Origin of the sequence: Ferrimonas sp. YFM, assembly GCF_030296015.1 — a bacterium.
Taxonomy (GTDB): Bacteria; Pseudomonadota; Gammaproteobacteria; order Enterobacterales; family Shewanellaceae; genus Ferrimonas.
On record NZ_AP027368.1, the window covers coordinates 2,295,766 to 2,311,903 of the forward strand.

The 16,138-nt window shown below is 58.4% G+C and carries 13 protein-coding genes; 5 read left to right on the plus strand and 8 right to left on the minus strand.

Features of this window, described 5'->3' with window-relative positions; all coding sequences use genetic code 11:
• Positions 1–28: 28 nt before the first annotated feature.
• On the plus strand, positions 29–1,828 hold the full coding sequence (locus QUE41_RS10695) for an SLC13 family permease (RefSeq protein WP_286342857.1): 1,800 nt from the start codon (positions 29–31) through the stop codon (positions 1,826–1,828).
• A 111-nt stretch (positions 1,829–1,939) separates the two neighbouring features.
• Positions 1,940–2,494, plus strand: a complete 555-nt coding sequence (cyaB, locus tag QUE41_RS10700) for a class IV adenylate cyclase (RefSeq protein WP_286342858.1) — start codon at positions 1,940–1,942, stop codon at positions 2,492–2,494.
• A 50-nt stretch (positions 2,495–2,544) separates the two neighbouring features.
• Here cyaB and QUE41_RS10705 read toward each other — a convergent pair whose 3' ends face one another.
• The 7 genes from QUE41_RS10705 to QUE41_RS10735 form a co-directional block, all read right to left on the minus strand.
• Complete coding sequence (locus QUE41_RS10705; RefSeq protein WP_286342859.1) at positions 2,545–3,864, minus strand: sensor histidine kinase; 1,320 nt, start codon at positions 3,862–3,864, stop codon at positions 2,545–2,547.
• Complete coding sequence (locus QUE41_RS10710; protein ID WP_286342860.1) at positions 3,861–5,192, minus strand: sigma-54-dependent transcriptional regulator; 1,332 nt, start codon at positions 5,190–5,192, stop codon at positions 3,861–3,863. The genes QUE41_RS10705 and QUE41_RS10710 overlap by 4 nt, the downstream gene beginning before the upstream one ends.
• A 68-nt stretch (positions 5,193–5,260) precedes the next feature.
• Positions 5,261–6,463 (minus strand): ABC transporter permease, encoded by a 1,203-nt coding sequence (locus tag QUE41_RS10715; RefSeq protein WP_286342861.1) that lies wholly within the window; start codon positions 6,461–6,463, stop codon positions 5,261–5,263.
• A gap of 9 nt (positions 6,464–6,472) precedes the next feature.
• Complete coding sequence (locus QUE41_RS10720; RefSeq protein ID WP_286342862.1) at positions 6,473–7,786, minus strand: ABC transporter permease; 1,314 nt, start codon at positions 7,784–7,786, stop codon at positions 6,473–6,475.
• A gap of 10 nt (positions 7,787–7,796) precedes the next feature.
• A complete protein-coding gene (locus tag QUE41_RS10725) occupies positions 7,797–8,510 on the minus strand; it encodes an ABC transporter ATP-binding protein (protein ID WP_286342863.1) in 714 nt (237 codons plus the stop codon).
• 11 nt (positions 8,511–8,521) lie between these two features.
• Positions 8,522–9,775, minus strand: a complete 1,254-nt coding sequence (locus QUE41_RS10730) for an efflux RND transporter periplasmic adaptor subunit (RefSeq protein ID WP_286342864.1) — start codon at positions 9,773–9,775, stop codon at positions 8,522–8,524.
• Between the two features lie 275 nt (positions 9,776–10,050).
• Positions 10,051–11,589, minus strand: coding sequence for an AbgT family transporter (locus tag QUE41_RS10735; RefSeq protein ID WP_286342865.1), 1,539 nt, complete (start codon positions 11,587–11,589; stop codon positions 10,051–10,053).
• Positions 11,590–11,981: 392 nt separating this feature from the next.
• Between QUE41_RS10735 and QUE41_RS10740 the strand changes: the two genes are divergently transcribed.
• Complete coding sequence (locus QUE41_RS10740) at positions 11,982–12,467, plus strand: hypothetical protein (protein WP_286342866.1); 486 nt, start codon at positions 11,982–11,984, stop codon at positions 12,465–12,467.
• A 58-nt stretch (positions 12,468–12,525) separates the two neighbouring features.
• On the opposite strand, the gene QUE41_RS10745 is transcribed toward QUE41_RS10740, so the two are convergent.
• Positions 12,526–13,806 (minus strand): tyrosine-type recombinase/integrase, encoded by a 1,281-nt coding sequence (locus QUE41_RS10745; protein WP_286342867.1) that lies wholly within the window; start codon positions 13,804–13,806, stop codon positions 12,526–12,528.
• 126 nt (positions 13,807–13,932) lie between these two features.
• On the opposite strand from QUE41_RS10745, the gene QUE41_RS10750 reads away from it, so the two are divergent.
• On the plus strand, positions 13,933–15,531 hold the full coding sequence (locus QUE41_RS10750) for a S16 family serine protease (RefSeq protein WP_286342868.1): 1,599 nt from the start codon (positions 13,933–13,935) through the stop codon (positions 15,529–15,531).
• Between the two features lie 65 nt (positions 15,532–15,596).
• Positions 15,597–16,136, plus strand: a complete 540-nt coding sequence (gene fabA / locus QUE41_RS10755) for a bifunctional 3-hydroxydecanoyl-ACP dehydratase/trans-2-decenoyl-ACP isomerase (protein WP_286342869.1) — start codon at positions 15,597–15,599, stop codon at positions 16,134–16,136.
• The last annotated feature ends 2 nt before the right edge of the window (positions 16,137–16,138 follow it).

The following is a 16,138-nucleotide window of genomic DNA, read 5'->3' on the forward strand; positions in this document are numbered from 1 at the left end:
CCATGTTCTTAAAACGGGGAAGGGCTGTATGTCCGAGCATCTGTTGGTTACTGCGGTTCTCGCCGGCACCATCCTGCTGTTTTTCTTCAGCCGTTGGCGTCATGATGTGATAGCCCTGATCGCCTTGATGACCTGCGTCCTGTTGGACCTGATCCCGGAAGCTCAGGCCTTTTCCGGATTCTCCCACCCCGCAGTCATCACGGTGGCCGCAGTGCTCATCATCAGTGCCGGCTTGCAGTCCAGCGGCGTTCTTAACCTTCTGGCGGACAGAATATTGCCCAAACAGGCCGGGCCTTTGCTGTCTCTGACCATACTCTGCCTTGTTGGCGCCTTCCTCTCTGCCTTTATGAATAACGTCGGAGCCATGGCTCTGCTGATGCCATTAGCCATCTCTGTGGCCAATCGGGCGGAGATGGCGCCGGGCCAACTGCTGATGCCTCTCTCCTTTTGCACCGTCCTGGGTGGCATGATTACCCTGATTGGCACGCCACCGAACTTGATTGTTTCAGGGTTTCGGGCCGATAACGGCCAGAGCCACTTTCAGCTGTTTGATTTTGCCCCTGTTGGCTTAGCCGTCGCCTTGGCCGGTGTTGCCTTCGTGGTTCTACTGGGGTGGCGCCTGGTGCCAAAGCGTAAGGCCAAACTGGGGAGCGATTTCGAAAGTGGCAGTTACCTCACTGAAGCCATTGTCAGTGAACAGAGCCCCTCCATAGGCCAGTCTCTGGCAGCGCTGGAAACGACGCTCGAACAGGAGGGGATCGAGGGTCAGGTGGTAGCACTGCATCGGGGCAACCTGAGGCTGAGCCCGGCACTGCCCTGGCGCAAGGTGGCCCAAGGTGACACCCTGTTGCTTGAGCTGGAGCCGAAAGATCTCAGCAGCGCCCTGGCACTGCTGAAGCTGGAGCTGCCGTCATCAGAGCGGGAGGAGTCAGAGATTCAACCCATGGCGGAGGAAGAAAGAGACATCGAAACCACCTTTCAAGAGTATGTGGTCATGCCCAACTCCGTTCTCCTTGGACGCTCTGCCAGGGATATTGGCCTCAGCAACCGCTTCGGCCTGACCCTGATGGCGATCTCCAGACAGGGTCAGCACACCATCCATCGCCTGAAGACAACGCCTTTCAGGGCAGGGGACCTGCTGCTGCTCCAGGGGGACAGAGACTCTCAGGCGACCTTTGCCAGTGGCTATGGCTGCCTGCCCCTGGCCCAGAGGAATCTGGCCCTGAACGACACCGGCAAAGCCATGCTGGCGCTGCTGATACTTGCCGGTGTCCTGCTGCTCAGCGGCGCGGGCATTCTGGCCTCGGCCAGTGCCTTTGTGCTTGGTGTGCTGGTGTTCTTGCTAACGGGCATCATTCCCCTCAGTCAGCTGTACAATGCCGTAGACTGGCCCGTCATCGTACTGCTTGGGGCGATGATGCCGGTGGCCGGCGCCATGTCGAGCACGGGAACCGCCCATTGGATCGCCCAATCCAGCCTCGGCTTGTTTGATCTCCAGCACCCCGAGGTGATTCTGGCGCTGGTGATCCTGCTAACCATGACCCTGTCGGATTTTATGAATAATGCCGCCACGGCGGCGCTGATGTGCCCGATAGCGGTGAGTCTGGCCACCCAGCTTGGCGTCAATGCGGACACCTTCCTGATGGCGGTCGCCGTCGGAGCCTCATGCTCGTTCCTCACGCCTATTGGCCATCAAAACAATACCTTGATACTGGGCCCCGGGGGCTTTCGCTTCGGCGACTACTGGCGACTTGGCTTGCCCATGGAGCTGCTGGTGCTGGCGGTATCCTTGCCGATGCTGCTCCTTATCTGGCCATTAAACGGTTGAGTTTCACCTGTCTGAGGCAGATTTTGGCCTGGCCGAAGGGGTTTGAAGTCTTGATTCACAGTTTGCCCGTCTGGCCCGTGTTAGCATTGGCATTTCGATTGGACCCCCAGCATGACCAGTGACCACTTCCAAGGGAGATATGAAGTCGAGCTGAAGTACCGCCTTCACTCGAAGTCAGACTTCTTGAACACCCTGAGCCAGATCCCCCATGAAGTCATGCATCAGGACAACGTTGAGACGGACTGGTATTTCGATCGTCCCGACGGGTCTCTGCACGCGGAAAACAAAAGCCTGTGCATTCGCACCGTCGAGCCATCCAATATTCAGCTGTGGATAGTCAAGGGGCCTGAGCCAGACAGGTGTGAAGCCACGAACATTGCCGACTTTTCCAATGCATTGAGCATGTTGGACACCATGGGTTTCGAAGTGGTACTGAAAGCGCAGAAGACCCGCAGCATCTATTTTGTCGAAGAGTTCCACATCACCGTGGATTCCCTGGAGGGCATCGGTGATTTTGCTGAGTTTGCCATCATGACCGATGACGAATCTAAGCTGCCAGTCTACCGCTCTCAGCTTGAAGCCTTGGCGCAACAGTTTGGCCTGACAGACGATGCGCTGCAGACCAAGTCCTACAAGCAGATGTTTGTGGAAAGCAGGGCGAGCTGATCAGCTCCCCATGTTGCGTTTTTGGCAACCAGGTGAATCCCCTTGGGCGGTTAACCTGGTTGCCCGGGCAGCCAGATCGCCGCCTTTAGCCCGCCGTCCTGGCGGTTTTGCAGCTGAATCTGTCCGCCGTGGGCTTCGGCAATCTCCCTACACAGGGCCAGCCCCAGGCCGGTTCCCTGATGTTTGGTGGAGTAAAACGGCAGCAACGCCTGATCCAGCACCGCCGGGTTCATGCCACTGCCTCTGTCCCTGACCACCATCTGTACACCAACGTCGTCGGCTATTACCGACAGGGTGATCTCATCCGACTCACTGCCGCTCTCCGAGGCGTTCTTCAGAAGATTCACCAGTACCCGTTCCACCTGGCTGGGGTCAAACCAACCGGGTTTTTCTGGCAATACCCCATCCAGCTTGAACCCATACTGGGCAGAGAGCCCATGGACAAACTCTGGCCAGGTGACAGATTCAGGACGAGGGGCCGGCAACTTGGCAAAGGTGGCGTAGCCTTGAATGAAGCGGTTCAGACTGCTGCAGCGCTCTTCGATGGTGTTGAACACCCGCTGTAACCTGGGATCGCTTTGTTCATCCAGCAGTGCGCGACCGCTGTGACTCATGGAGCTGATGGGGGCGAGGCTGTTGTTGAGTTCGTGACTGATCACCCGGATCACCTTCTTCCAGGCAGCCGCTTCCTGCCGGGCCAGTTCCCGGGTCAGGCAGCGGATGAGAATCAGCCGGTGGGGCCGGTTGTGCAACTGGAATCGTCCCTGCACCAGGTGATAGGTGTCACTGCTTCCCTCGGTCAGCTTCAGTTGATACAGACCGTCCTGTTGAGCAGTGAACATAGCGCTCACCGCCTCGGGCTGGTCCCGCAACAGGCTATCGAGAGACAGCCCCTCTAACTGACTCTGACCAAAAAAGCGCTCGGTATCCCTGTTCGCCAGAATCACCCGCCGCTCCTGATCCGTGAGCAGCACCATCACCGGTGAGTTTTGAATCACCTTATCGAGGATCAGCTCCCGTTGATGCAGGGTGTAGCGCTCCTGTCGCAATTTGACTGCCATCTGGTTGTAATGCACTGACAGCGCCTTGATTTCAGGCGAGCCTCGCACCGGCAGTGACGCACTGAAGTCAGAATCGGAAAAGTTGAGTACGCCAGCTTCCAGAGATGCCAGCCCTTGGCGCAGTGGCCGGGTCAGATAAAAGAACAGGGTCGCCAGGGGAACGAACAGCAGGCTGACCAGCACCAGCAGTTGCACCCAGTCTGGCATGGGGCCAAAGTTTGGCAAAAACCGTTGTAATGCTATGGCACCGGCCGCGGCCAGCAGTGACGCCAGCAGCGACATCAGCACCAGCAGTACTCTCAGGCTCAACGTTGCATCCCCAGTTTCTCCATGCGGCGGTAGAGCTGTTGGCGCGACACCCCCAGAGCCCTTGCGGCCCGGGCGATGACGCCGCCATGACGGGCCAGCGCCTGGGTAATGGCGCTGCTGTCCAGCTCGGTGGGAGAGGTGGCCACAACAGGAGGTGGGGCCTCCAGGGCTAAATCGGCCGCAGTAATCTGGCCACCTTGGCTCAGCAGGCTGGCCCGGGAGATGGCGTTTTCCAGTTCGCGAACGTTGCCCGGCCAGGGGTGGGCCAGCAGGGCGCGTCTGGCATCCTCCTGCAACTGGGCGTTATCGCCCAGGAAATGCTGGGCCAGCGGCAGGATCTCTTCGGGACGCTCCGCCAGGGGCGGCAGGGCAAGCTGCACCACATTCAGCCGATAGTAGAGATCCTCACGAAACTCTCCGGCGGCGATGGCCGCGGGCAGATCGGCGTTGGTGGCGCTGATCACTCGTACCCGAACTTTGCGGGTTTGATGACTGCCCAATCGCTCAAACTCGCCGGTTTGCAGGACCCTCAGCAGTTTTACCTGGCCGGACAGGGGCAGATTGCCCAACTCATCCAGAAACAGGGTGCCGCCATCGGCGGCTTCAAAGCGGCCAACACGGGTCTTGCTGGCACCGGTATAGGCGCCGGCCTCCGCCCCGAAGAGTTCCGCTTCCATCAATTCTGAGGGCAGGGCGCCCACATTCACCTTGATAAACGGTTTGTCTCTCAACGGGGAATTGGCGTGAAGGATGTCGGCGATTCGCTCTTTGCCGGCGCCGTTGGGGCCGGTGATCAACACCGGCAGATCTGACGGGGCCACCCGGGTGGCGGTTTCCAGCAGGGAGACCATGGCCGGGCTGTGCACCTGCATGCCGCATAAGTTGAAATTCGACAGCAGATTAAGTTGGTTGGCCTGCTGGTAGTGGCGTGCGAGCTCCTGCCTGCGCAGACGGGACAGCTCCAGCAAGTTAGTCACGGTCAGGCGCAGTTTCTGGTCATCCCAGGGTTTGCCCAGGTAATCTGCCGCGCCGGCTTTGACCAGCTCTACCGCCATGGCCAGATCCGTCCAGGCGGTAAGCAGAATGATCGGCAGTCCGGGCTGCTTTTCCTGGAGTTGGTGGAAGAGGGCGCGCCCCTCCTCCCCAGAGGTGGTGTCGGTGCTGAAGTTCATGTCCTGAATCACCAGGGCGATCTCCTCCTGCTCCAACACCTCCAACGCCTCGTCAGGAGAGCTGCAGCACAGCGGACTGTGACCATCGAGCTCCAGCAACAGGGAGAGCGCCTCTCCGATTGCCGGGTTATCGTCGATGATTAGAATCCTGTCCATGACCACACTTCTCCTTGATGGGTTACCCATAGGTTACGGATTTTTAACATAGTATCCAGTACTCTGTCCTAGACTGACCGGGTGGCCAGAGCCGGTGAGATCCTGGCGGCCCGCAGGGCCGGTGCTGCCGCGGCCAGCTGGCTCAGTACCACCAGGCCTACCATGGTGGTCCACAGGTAGAACAGTGGCAGCCGGGTCAGCTCATAGTGGTTCATCAGATATTGGCTGAGGGCCAAGGCCCCCAGGCTGCCAAGGAAGACGCCCGCCAGACAGATCATCAGGTTCTCCGTCAGAAAATGGCGGACGATGGCGGTACGGGTGGCGCCCAGGGCGCGGCGGGTACCAATCTGCTTACGCCGTTGACCCACACTGTAGCTGGCCAGCCCCACCACGCCCAATGCGGTAACCACCAGCAGCAGCATAATGACCACCCCCAACATTTTGGCCATGGCGTTGTCGTTGCGATAGGCCCGCTCCCGAATCTGGTCAAAGGTGCGCAGGCCACTGATCACCCGATCCGGGTCCACCTTCAACAAGGTCTGTTCAATCTGCTTAAGGACCGCGTCTCTCTGTCCCGCCTCGGCGCGCACCAGGTAACGGGCGAAGAAAGAGGCGTTCTCCATAGGGATAAGGGCACTGGCATAGGTGTGGCTGCGCTGAGCCCAGGGAGTCTGCAACCGGTCATACACCCCAATCACCTCGATGGGGGTATCGCGCAGATACACCTGCTTGCCTACGGCACTCTCGCCAGGAAAGTAAAGCTCGGCCGCATAACGGCTCAGCATCACCTGGGTCGGCAGGGCCCCCAGCTTGAAATCGGTCATGATGTCGTTGGCGGTGAAGGCCCGGCCCTCTACCAGGGTCAATCCCAGAGTGGTAAACAGATGCTCGTTGCCCTGGAAGTAACCGATATTCAGGTCGACTCCGTTCTCCTCCAGACTGGAGCTGATGGTGGTGGAGCTGCCACTGTTGGTCAGAGGGATCTGGTTACTGGCCGAGGCATCAATCACACCGGGAATGGCGCGAAGGGCCTGCTCATCCTGGCGGCGCTGGCTGATAAAGTCCTTGTCCATGTGCATCTCGGACACGGTAAAGCCGATAAGCTCGGATTCGGCGATCCCCGTATCCCTGGCCATCAGTTCCAAGCGCTCCTGAATGATGTGGCCGGCGTTGGCTACCACCGCCAGGGTCAGGGCCAGCTGCAAAATGATAAGCAGGGGGCCGCTTTTGCTGCGCAGTAGGGCAGAGAAGATGGGTTTTATCTCGAACATGATGATCTCCTACTGGCTCTTAAGGTAGGTGGCTGGGTTGGTGCGGCCGATTCGCCAGGCGGGAAACAGCCCGGCCAGCAGTGCCGCGATGGTGGACAGGGTGATCAGGGCCATCAGAATGGTGAAATCCATCCGCGCCAGCTGGTCATAACCTGGATAGAGCTGCCTGAGTCCGGCCAATCCCAGCAGGGAGAACAGGCTGCCCAGCAGACCTCCCAGCACACCTATCACCATCACTTCCATCATATGCTGTGCCAGGATCTGCCCCTGACTGGCGCCCAATGCCCGGCGAATGCCTGCATGATTGGCCCGGCGCAGGAACTTGGCCAGCAACAGGCCAACCATGTTTACCAGACACACCAGCAGGAACAAGAAGGAGAGCGCCAGCAAGATGCGGTTGTCTTCGCTGACCACCTCGTTGTACTCCAGCCACTGGCTGACGCTGCGAAGGCTGGCAATGGCGGACTCGGAGGGGAACCGGCCCAGGGTTTGCTGCTGCTCGACGTAGGCTGCCAGCTGCTGCAGGTAGGTCGCCTTATGCTCGGTGCCTTCGAGCTCGACCCAGTACTGAATCCAGTACTGCTCTGAGGTCAGCCTGTCTGCGTAGCTGTTGATCTCCTCCTGCTTCCAGCCATTGGTGTTCCCCCAGGCTTCCACTTCATGGACCGGCAACAGGCTGAAGGGGATGAACATCTCCTCATGCATGTGGAAGGCACCGTTGTTGACGTCGTAAAACAGCGGCTGAGGTCGGTAATCTTCAACAATGCCGACGACTGTGTAGCTCTTGCCGTTGGCGTCTATGGTCTTGCCGACGTTGTTGCCCCCCCCAAACAGCTTATCGTTGAGGCTCTGGCTGATGACGGTAACCGGAGAAGCCAGTTCGTCTTGCTCGACACTCCAGGCAGTGCCATGGAGAAAATTCACGTCAAACATGGGGAAGAAGTCGCGGGTGGCAGCCCGGCCATCGGCGATGAAGGGGTAGGCATCGGCCTTGGCCGGCTTGACGGTAAAACCGGTACGAATCATCGGCGACTGGCGCACCGGTCCGTCCTGCTGACTCAGGTTAACCGCATCCTGGTAGGTGATCTGATAGTAGAGGCCATCGTCTTTATCGGTGTCATGACCATCGCCATGACTCTTCAACTGCAGGGCATATAGGTTGTCATCCTTATGGGCCATGGGGTTGTGGCTCATGGTGTAGTGCACCGTCAGGCTGGTGCCTGCGGTGCCAATGCCGATGGCGATGGCCAGCACCATCAGGGCGCTGATCACCGGGCTCTGTTTCAGGCTGAGCCAGGCCAGCTTCAGGTAATATGCGAGCATGGTGTTCTCCTCAGGCCTGGGCCGCGGCTGCCTGCGGGGCCCGGCGACGATTGAGCATCGCCAGATCGCACACCTGACCATCGACAATGTGGATATTTCGTTGTGATTGGGCGGCCTGTTCGGCGTCGTGGGTCACCATGATGATGGTGGTACCGTTGCGGTTGATGTCGCGCAGCAGTTCCATTACCTGGCGCGCCATCATGGAGTCCAGGTTACCCGTGGGTTCATCGGCCAGCAGGATGCGAGGCTCACCGGCCAGGGCTCGGGCGATGGCCACCCGCTGCTGCTGTCCGCCGGACAGCTGAGAGGGCAGGTGTTTCATCCTGGCGGCCAGGCCGACCTGCTCCAGGGCTTGCTCGATGCGGCGCTTACGCTCGGCGGCGTTAAATCCGCGATAGCGCAACGGCACGTCCACGTTGTCGAACAGATTCAGGTCCGGCAGCAGGTTGTAGCCCTGGAAGATAAAACCGATCTTCTCGTTGCGCAGCTGCGAGCGCTCACGGTCGGTGAGCATGCTGATCTCCTCACCATCCAGGTAGTAACGGCCGCTGCTGGCGCTCTCCAGCAGGCCGGCGATGTTCAGGAAGGTGGTTTTGCCTGAGCCGGAAGGGCCAGTCACCGCCACAAACTCTCCCTCTTTCACCTCCAGGTGAAAGCCTCTCAGGGCGTGGGTTTCAATAAGATCGGTGCGAAACACCTTGCCAATGTTGTCCATGTGCAGCATGAGGCACTCCTTTACTTGATGATGATCTCGCTGCTTTGCAGCAGCCCTGAGAGATCGGAAATGATGATCTGGTCGCCAACGCTGAGTCCGTCGACCACTTCGACGTGGGTCAGGCTGGTGGCGCCCAATGAAAGGGGGGTTTTGTGGGCCAGTTGCCCGTCGACTCGATAGGCGATACGGCCATGACCGGATTGAACGAAGGCGCCGCGGCGCACCATCAGCACGTCTTCCAGAGACTCCAGCAGTATCCGCGCAGTCAGTCTCTGGTTTTGGCGCAGCCTCAGGTCAACGCCGTCAAAGCTGACGCGCACCTTTACCTGGTTGGCCACAATCTCCGGGGAGATCCCGGCGATCTCACCCTTGAGTGCCTGACCGCCCACGGACAGCGCCACCGGCATGGTCAGCCCCAGTTCGTCGGCGTAACTCTCCGGTACTTCGAGCTCCGCCTGGTAGTCGGTCAGACTCACCACGGACAGCAGCGCCTGGTTGTCTGCCACCTGCTCGCGCTCCTCGACCAGGGTATTGCCCACCAGGCCGGACAGGGGAGAGAGCAGGGAGAGGGCATCCACCTGACGGCTCAGTTCGGCGACCTTGAGGTTTTGACGCTTGAGCTCAACTTCGGCAGCCTGCTGCTCGAACTTCAGGGTGTCCCGTGCCAGGGCTATCTCCTGTTCGGCGTGATAAAAGGCGATCTTGGCGCTGGCAAACTCGTCCTGGGCTTTCTGATGGTCGATGTCGCTGATGAGGGAGGTTTCGGCGGCCTTGTCGGCCCGGCGCTTTTCCCGCTCGGCGGCCACCAGCTTGACCTTGGCTTGATCCAGGCGACGCTTCAGCTCCAGCTCCTTGCGGCGGGCGTCCAGTTGCCGGCGCTGCAGATCCAGAGCCAGGCTGGCTTCCACTGCCTGCTCCTGGGACAGCTCCGACTCCAGCTCAGGGCTGTCGACCACAGCCAGCAACTGGCCGGTTTCCACCAGCTGACCAGGTTGTACTTTTAAAGAGATGCGCCCGGCAGAGGGGCTGTAGATCACCGGTGCGTTGGCGGCGACGATGCGACCCCGGGCAGAAATTTCGCGGACCATGTCGCCCCGCTCAACCGTCGCCATCTGAAGCCGGCTGCCACGCACGCTCTGCTGACCCTGGCCATAGCTGGCCCAGAGATAGCCGCTGCTCACCAGCACCAGGCAAAGCCCTAAAGCCGGCGCCAGCCAGCGGCGCTTAGGCTTGCTCTGGCGGGAGACATCTTGTCCTGAGGTATCCTGAATCATCACAGTGTCCGTTTGTAACCGATGTATGAATGACTGTGATGTTTGCAGGAGCTGTGCCAACACACCAAGTTGGCACTATACCTATGAAATGTATAGTTTTTTGGGAATCTGCAGGGCAGGGCGGTGATGTCCGTTGTGTCCGAAGTGTCCGCGGCGGACACTTTTAGCTGTCCACCACCTACCGACGGGACACCGGCATCTTTGCAAAGACAGGTTTTCCAAAGAAACCAGCCCGGTGATATTCACCACCGGGCTGTCGCTTTCAGTTACTGAGTTTAAAGCCCATAGCTGTAGCTGGCGTTCAGCCCCAAAGGCAGGCCGAAGCTCCAATACAGCAACAGCCACAGCGTCCAGCAAACCAATAGAGCGATAGAGTAGGGCAGCATGGCCGCAATCAGGGTGCCGATGCCGGTACTCTTCACATATTTCTGGCAGTAGACCACCACCAGGGGGAAGTAGGGCATCAGCGGGGTAATGATGTTGGTGGAGGAATCCCCGATGCGATAGGCCGCCTGGGACAGGTCCGGTGAGATGTTCAGCTGCATCAACATGGGTACCAGCACCGGCCCGATGAGCGCCCATTTGGCGGACGCGCTGCCCATAAACAGGTTCACAAAGCCCACCAGGATCACCAGTCCGACAATGGTGACGGTTGCAGGCATGCCCAGGGCTTCCAGGAAGGCCGCACCTTTTACCGCAATCAGCACCCCGAGGTTGGACGCCGAAAACGCGGCAATGAACTGGGCACAGAAAAACGCCATGACGATGTAGGCGCCCATGCCTTCCATGGACTTGGTCATCGCCTTGATGACATCAGCAGAGCGGTGAAACTGGCCATTGAGGTAGCCAAACACCACACCGGGAATGACAAAGAAGATGAAGATGAGGGGGACGATGGACTTCATCAACGGAGCACTGAAGCTGGCCAGCGAGCCGTTGGCATCGCGCAAAGTGGAGTCTTCAGGAAAGGCGGCCAACGCCACCAGTGCCATGGCAATCAGCATGGACACGTTGGCCCAGCGAAAGGCACGGTTCTCCTGGGCGGTGATGCCGTCCATCTCAGGCGCTTCGATGTCGTCATTCAGTGGCGTCGACTTCAGCAGACGAGGTTCCATCACCTTATCGGTCAGGTACCAGATGATCAGGATAATGGGGATGGTCGAGGAAGCGGCAAAGAACCAGTTGTTCAGGGGATTCAGGCTGATGTTGGGATCTATGGTCTGCGCCGCAGCTTCGGTGAAGGATTGCAGCAAAGGATCGATGGCCGAGGGGATGAAGTTGGCGCAAAAGCCGCCGGAGACTCCGGCGAAGGCCGCCATGATCCCGGCGATGGGGTGGCGACCCATGGCGTAGAAGATCACCCCGGCCAGCGGGATGACCACCACGTAACCGGCATCGGTGGCGGTGTGAGAAACGATGCCGACTAAGGCCACAGCAGGAGTGATCAGCTTTGCCGGCGTCACCTTAAGCATCTTCTTAAGTGCGGTATTAATAAAGCCCGAGTGCTCCGCCACGCCCACACCCAGCATGGACACCAGCACAACGCCTAAAGGGGCGAATGCGGTGAAGGTGCCCACCAGGTTGGTGAGGAATGCGGTCAGGGCTTCGGCGGTAAGCAGGTTGGTGATCACCACGGCAGAGCCGCTGCGGGGATCGATTTCGGTAAAGCTTACGCTGGACAGTGCGGCAGAGACCGCCCACACCAGCACCATCAAAATTAGAAACAGCATCGCCGGGTCGGGCAGTTTGTTGCCGACGGTTTCGATGCCATCCAAGACTCGGGTTAACCCGCCACGACTAGGGCTTGAGCTCATCTGTTATTCATTCCTTTAACGACGGAGACCACACCGCGACTCCCTGGGTAGGTCTTTCTAACATCGTGAGTTTTCAGAGCATTATCAAGTTGATTGCCAAAGTTTCATGTAAAGGAAGATTCCAAAAGAGGGGGCGGACCAGATAGAGGCCATGATGGTTTGATCAGCGAAGACCTGGCTAACGAGGTGGTTCAGCCACTCTCAAATAGCATTTACCATAATATACATTGTGCGCATATTGGCATTTTGCTACTTAGAGGGTTGGGCTGGAACTCTGGTCATTGAATGATGTACCAGCCCGAACGGCCATCAAACCACTGTTTTGCAGTGTTTTCTTGGTGTTTAAAGAGTTCGGGTTGTTATTTCACAAACTCATAAGACGGATTTTGACTATGAAAAATAGTTCTAAAGACAGCGCAATGTTGTTCCGCTCATTTCTCTTGTCACGGTTTCATACGCACCGCGGCAAGATAAATTTTGACGCGGCTGGGCGCTTCTTTGGGGTTTCACCCTGGACGGTTCGCCGATGGCATTCCGGAAAAGCCCCGGCTATGGCGCTGCGTATGGCGCACATGGCCACACGGATGATCCCTGACTCTAAAGATTGGGACGGCTTCTACTTTGGGCGCGATGGCCGCTTGCATACTCCTGTGGCCCGCTTGTCATTCTCTGGCAATGAGCTGAACTTTCAGCACTATGAAAAGCAATTCGCCGCGAATGATCGCCGTGCCCGTGCGGCCCTAGAAAAGCAGCTCAGAGCCGTACGCTCTGAAGATGAACGGAAAAAGGCGATTCAAGAAATTGAGTTTGTGTTGGAGACGCTAAAAGGCTTGCAAAGGTCGCCACTACTTGCGACTGAGGGGGTTAACATTCAATAAGTAAAGAGCAGCCGCTTGGCTGCTCTGTCGTTTATGCCGATAAATAGTGTTATCGGCTTTACCGGGCCAAGGTGTCCATGGGTTTGCGCGCGGCTGTCTCGTGGCGTTCGACCCGGCTGGTGTGCAGATAACGACTGGTGGTGTCGATGCTGTCGTGACGTGCGTCCGCTTGCACGTGGGACAACGGCCGGCCGTGCAAATTGATGTCGTGACTGATGCCTGTGTGACGCAGACTGTGGCTGGACAGCGCCCGCATCTCGGCGGCGTCCTGGTTCATTCCGTATGTCTCCGCCAGGTCGGCGGCCCGGGCAATCACCGAATCGATGATCTCCCTCAGCTGACGAATCCCCAGATTGGCCTGACGAACGCCGGCGTCGCGACCACGGCCTGAGGCCTTGTGACGAATCAGCAGCGGCGTCTGCTCATCCGGTCCAGGCAGTTCGCTGAGCCCCAGGAAGCTGCGATAACGCTTCAAGGATGCCAGCAGCTGATCCGACACCGCCACGGTGCCGGACTTGCCCGATTTGCTCATGGGCACGAAAAAGCCCCAGACGCCGGTCTTCCTGTCCCGGCGAAACTGACCCATCACCGGCGTGTATCCCGGCCTGGCGGCCACCTCTGAGATTCGCAGATAGCAGCTGTACATCAGATGAATCAGAAAGCGCGTACGCTCGTGCACCTGTGGCTCGAATTCCGCCATTTGGTCACAACACTCCATCACATAGGACCACTGCAGTTCACTGAAGGCCTTGAGCTGTTCATCGTCTTCGCCGGCTCGCTGATGCTGCTGGCTCAGTTTGTAACGACCGGCCCTGAGCAAGATGGCCGCCGGATTCCTGTCCAGGAAATCCACGTCGATGAGATAACTGAAAAACGCCGACAGTAACGCCAGCTTGGTGCGTATCGCCGAATGCGACAGTTGATACGCCAAAGGCTCGCCATCTTTGAGCTTTCCCAAAAACGGCCGCCACTTGTCGTTGGGAATCCGCTCTCCCTGGGCTTCTCTGAACTGAGGCAGATTGCAAAATCCAATCTGCTCCATGGGCGGCTGACGGCAATACTCCAGGTAACGGGACAGCACCTGCCGGTCGACCTGAACGATGGAGCGCTGCTCTATCTGCCACAGCCAGTGCAGGAAGATGGTCAGTTCACTGCGATGACTCTTGAAATTGTTCTCTATGCTGCGCTGTTCCAGCAACCAGTCGTAACAGTGTTCATAGGTGAGTCCAGCGTCGTCGATGCCGGACTGAATGAGCCGTGCAAGGTACTGGTTTACACTGTGATTGGGGTGCTCGAACCGGCTCAGGGTATCGAACAGAGGCATGGCCTTGGGTGTCATATTTTCGGGGCTCACCAAATAACTGTATGCATATACAGTATCACGTTCCAAAGGTACTGCAAGGCCCTCAGTTTTGGTTAACAGTTATGGTATAGTCGCCCCTTTTCCCCCTAGGAGAACGGCCACTTGGTCAATCGGCAACATTATCGGCTCAGTGCAGTACAACTGGCCCTTCAGTTCGGCTCAGACGCCGGCTTTCATCCGCAGCCTGATGCGCCACTGTTGTTGGGCCAGGACCGGGTCGTCAGCAGTTGGCAGGCGCTGTGTCAACGCAGTGACCAGCATCTCTATCTGGCCACCCTACCCGGCCTGGATCCCCTGGCGCTGATCGACCAACTCAATCACGGTGACGAGTGGCCAACCAAACTGGTGGATCGCATCCTCAGCCGTGCCGCCCTCTACGGTGACCAAACCAAACCCGGCCTGCTCAATTTCGAGGGCTTGCTGTTGTTGCCGGTGGAGTTCCTGCTGGAACGTCCCGCCAACTGGTGGCCTCTGAGGCAGGCGCTGGCTCGAGGTTACTACCTGGATGAGCAGAACCAGAGACATCAGGTTCGTTGCCAACTGGTACTGATTGGCTCCAATGGCGATTACGATAACCTCTGTGGCTTCGACCAGGACTTCGGCGACCTGATTGGCCTCTATGGCGAATGCCAGCCAGAGTTGGACATCAGCGTTGAAGGCGCCCTGCCCCGTTGGCTCAGTGCCGTGGCCACCCTGTGCAGTGAACTGTGCGGTCGCCCCCTCTCCCTTGAGGCGGCGCAGCGACTGGCCAGTCATGCCAGCCGCCTGGTGGAGCACCAGGGTAAGCTGAGCCTGAGCTGGGCCGAGATGACCCGCCTGCTTAAGCGCCTGGACAATGCCGGCCATGCAGAGGTCACCGCCGAAGAGGTGGAACAGGCGCTGTTGGCCCAGACCCAGATGCACAACGCCATCGAGGAGAGCTCTCACGAGTCCATTCTTGAGGAGATGGTGCTGGTGCAGACCCAGGGCGAGATGGTCGGCCAGGTAAACGGCCTGACCGTGGTCGATTACTGCGGTCACAGCTATGGCGAACCGGCACGCATCACCACCACGGTGCATTATGGTGATGGTGAGGTGGCCGACGTGGAACGCAAATCCGATCTTGGCGGCAACATCCACGCCAAGGGGATGATGATCCTCTCCGCCTGTCTGTATCGACTCTTTGGCCGGGATGCGCCCCTGCACCTCAATGCCAACATCGTGTTTGAGCAGTCCTATCAAACCATCGACGGCGACAGCGCCTCCCTGGCGGAGTACTGTGCGCTTATCTCCGCCATCACCGACGCCCCGATTGCCCAGAACCTGGCCCTGACCGGCGCCGTGGATCAATTCGGCAATGTGCAGGCCATTGGCGGCATCAATCAGAAGGTGGAGGGGTTTTTCCGGGTTTGTGACAGCCGTGGCCTCACCGGAGATCAAGGTGTGATCCTGCCTACAGCTAACGCGCGTCAGCTGAATCTCTCTAAAGAAGTAATTCAAGCTGTGGAGGAAGGTCGCTTCCATCTCTATCAGGTCGACAAGGTGGAGCAAGCCCTGGAGCTGGTGTCGGATATCCCGCTGGCAGAGGCTGACGACCAGGGTCGTTACCCAGAAAACAGCTTGTATGGCAAGGTCCAACAAAGGCTGGAACAACTGGTCGGGTCAGAGGATGACCACCCAACTCTGTGGGACAGGTTAAAAAATCGGCTCGGAATCAGCTGATCGGAGTTGTTCAGAGAACAGGTGTTCGCTAATCTGTCGGCATCTTAATCAGAGGATGTCCAGCTATGCAAGCTACCGCCGAGCTGCCCGTAGAGCGGGTAGACCAATTTAGCAAAGAACAACTTGTCGCCAGTGGCCACGGCCAACTCTTTGGAAACGACTCTCCCCGTCTGCCCAAAGACAACATGCTGATGCTCGACCGCATTGTCCGCATCAGCGACACCGGCGGTAAGCACGGCAAAGGTGAGCTGATCGCTGAACTGGACATCAATCCAGACCTGTGGTTCTTCGACTGTCACTTCGAGTCCGACCCAGTGATGCCTGGTTGTCTGGGCCTGGATGCCATGTGGCAGCTGGTTGGCTTCTTCCTGGCCTGGCAAGGCGCCAAGGGTAAGGGTCGTGCTCTGGGTGTGGGTGAGGTGAAGTTCACCGGCCAGATCCTGCCGACTTCCAAGAAGGTGACTTACCACATTCACCTGAAGCGCACCATCAACCGTAAGCTGATCATGGGCATGGCCGATGCTGATCTGATGGTCGACGGTCGCCTGATCTACCAGGCCACCGACCTGAAAGTAGGCGTGTTCCAGGACACCAGCTCTTTCTAAGC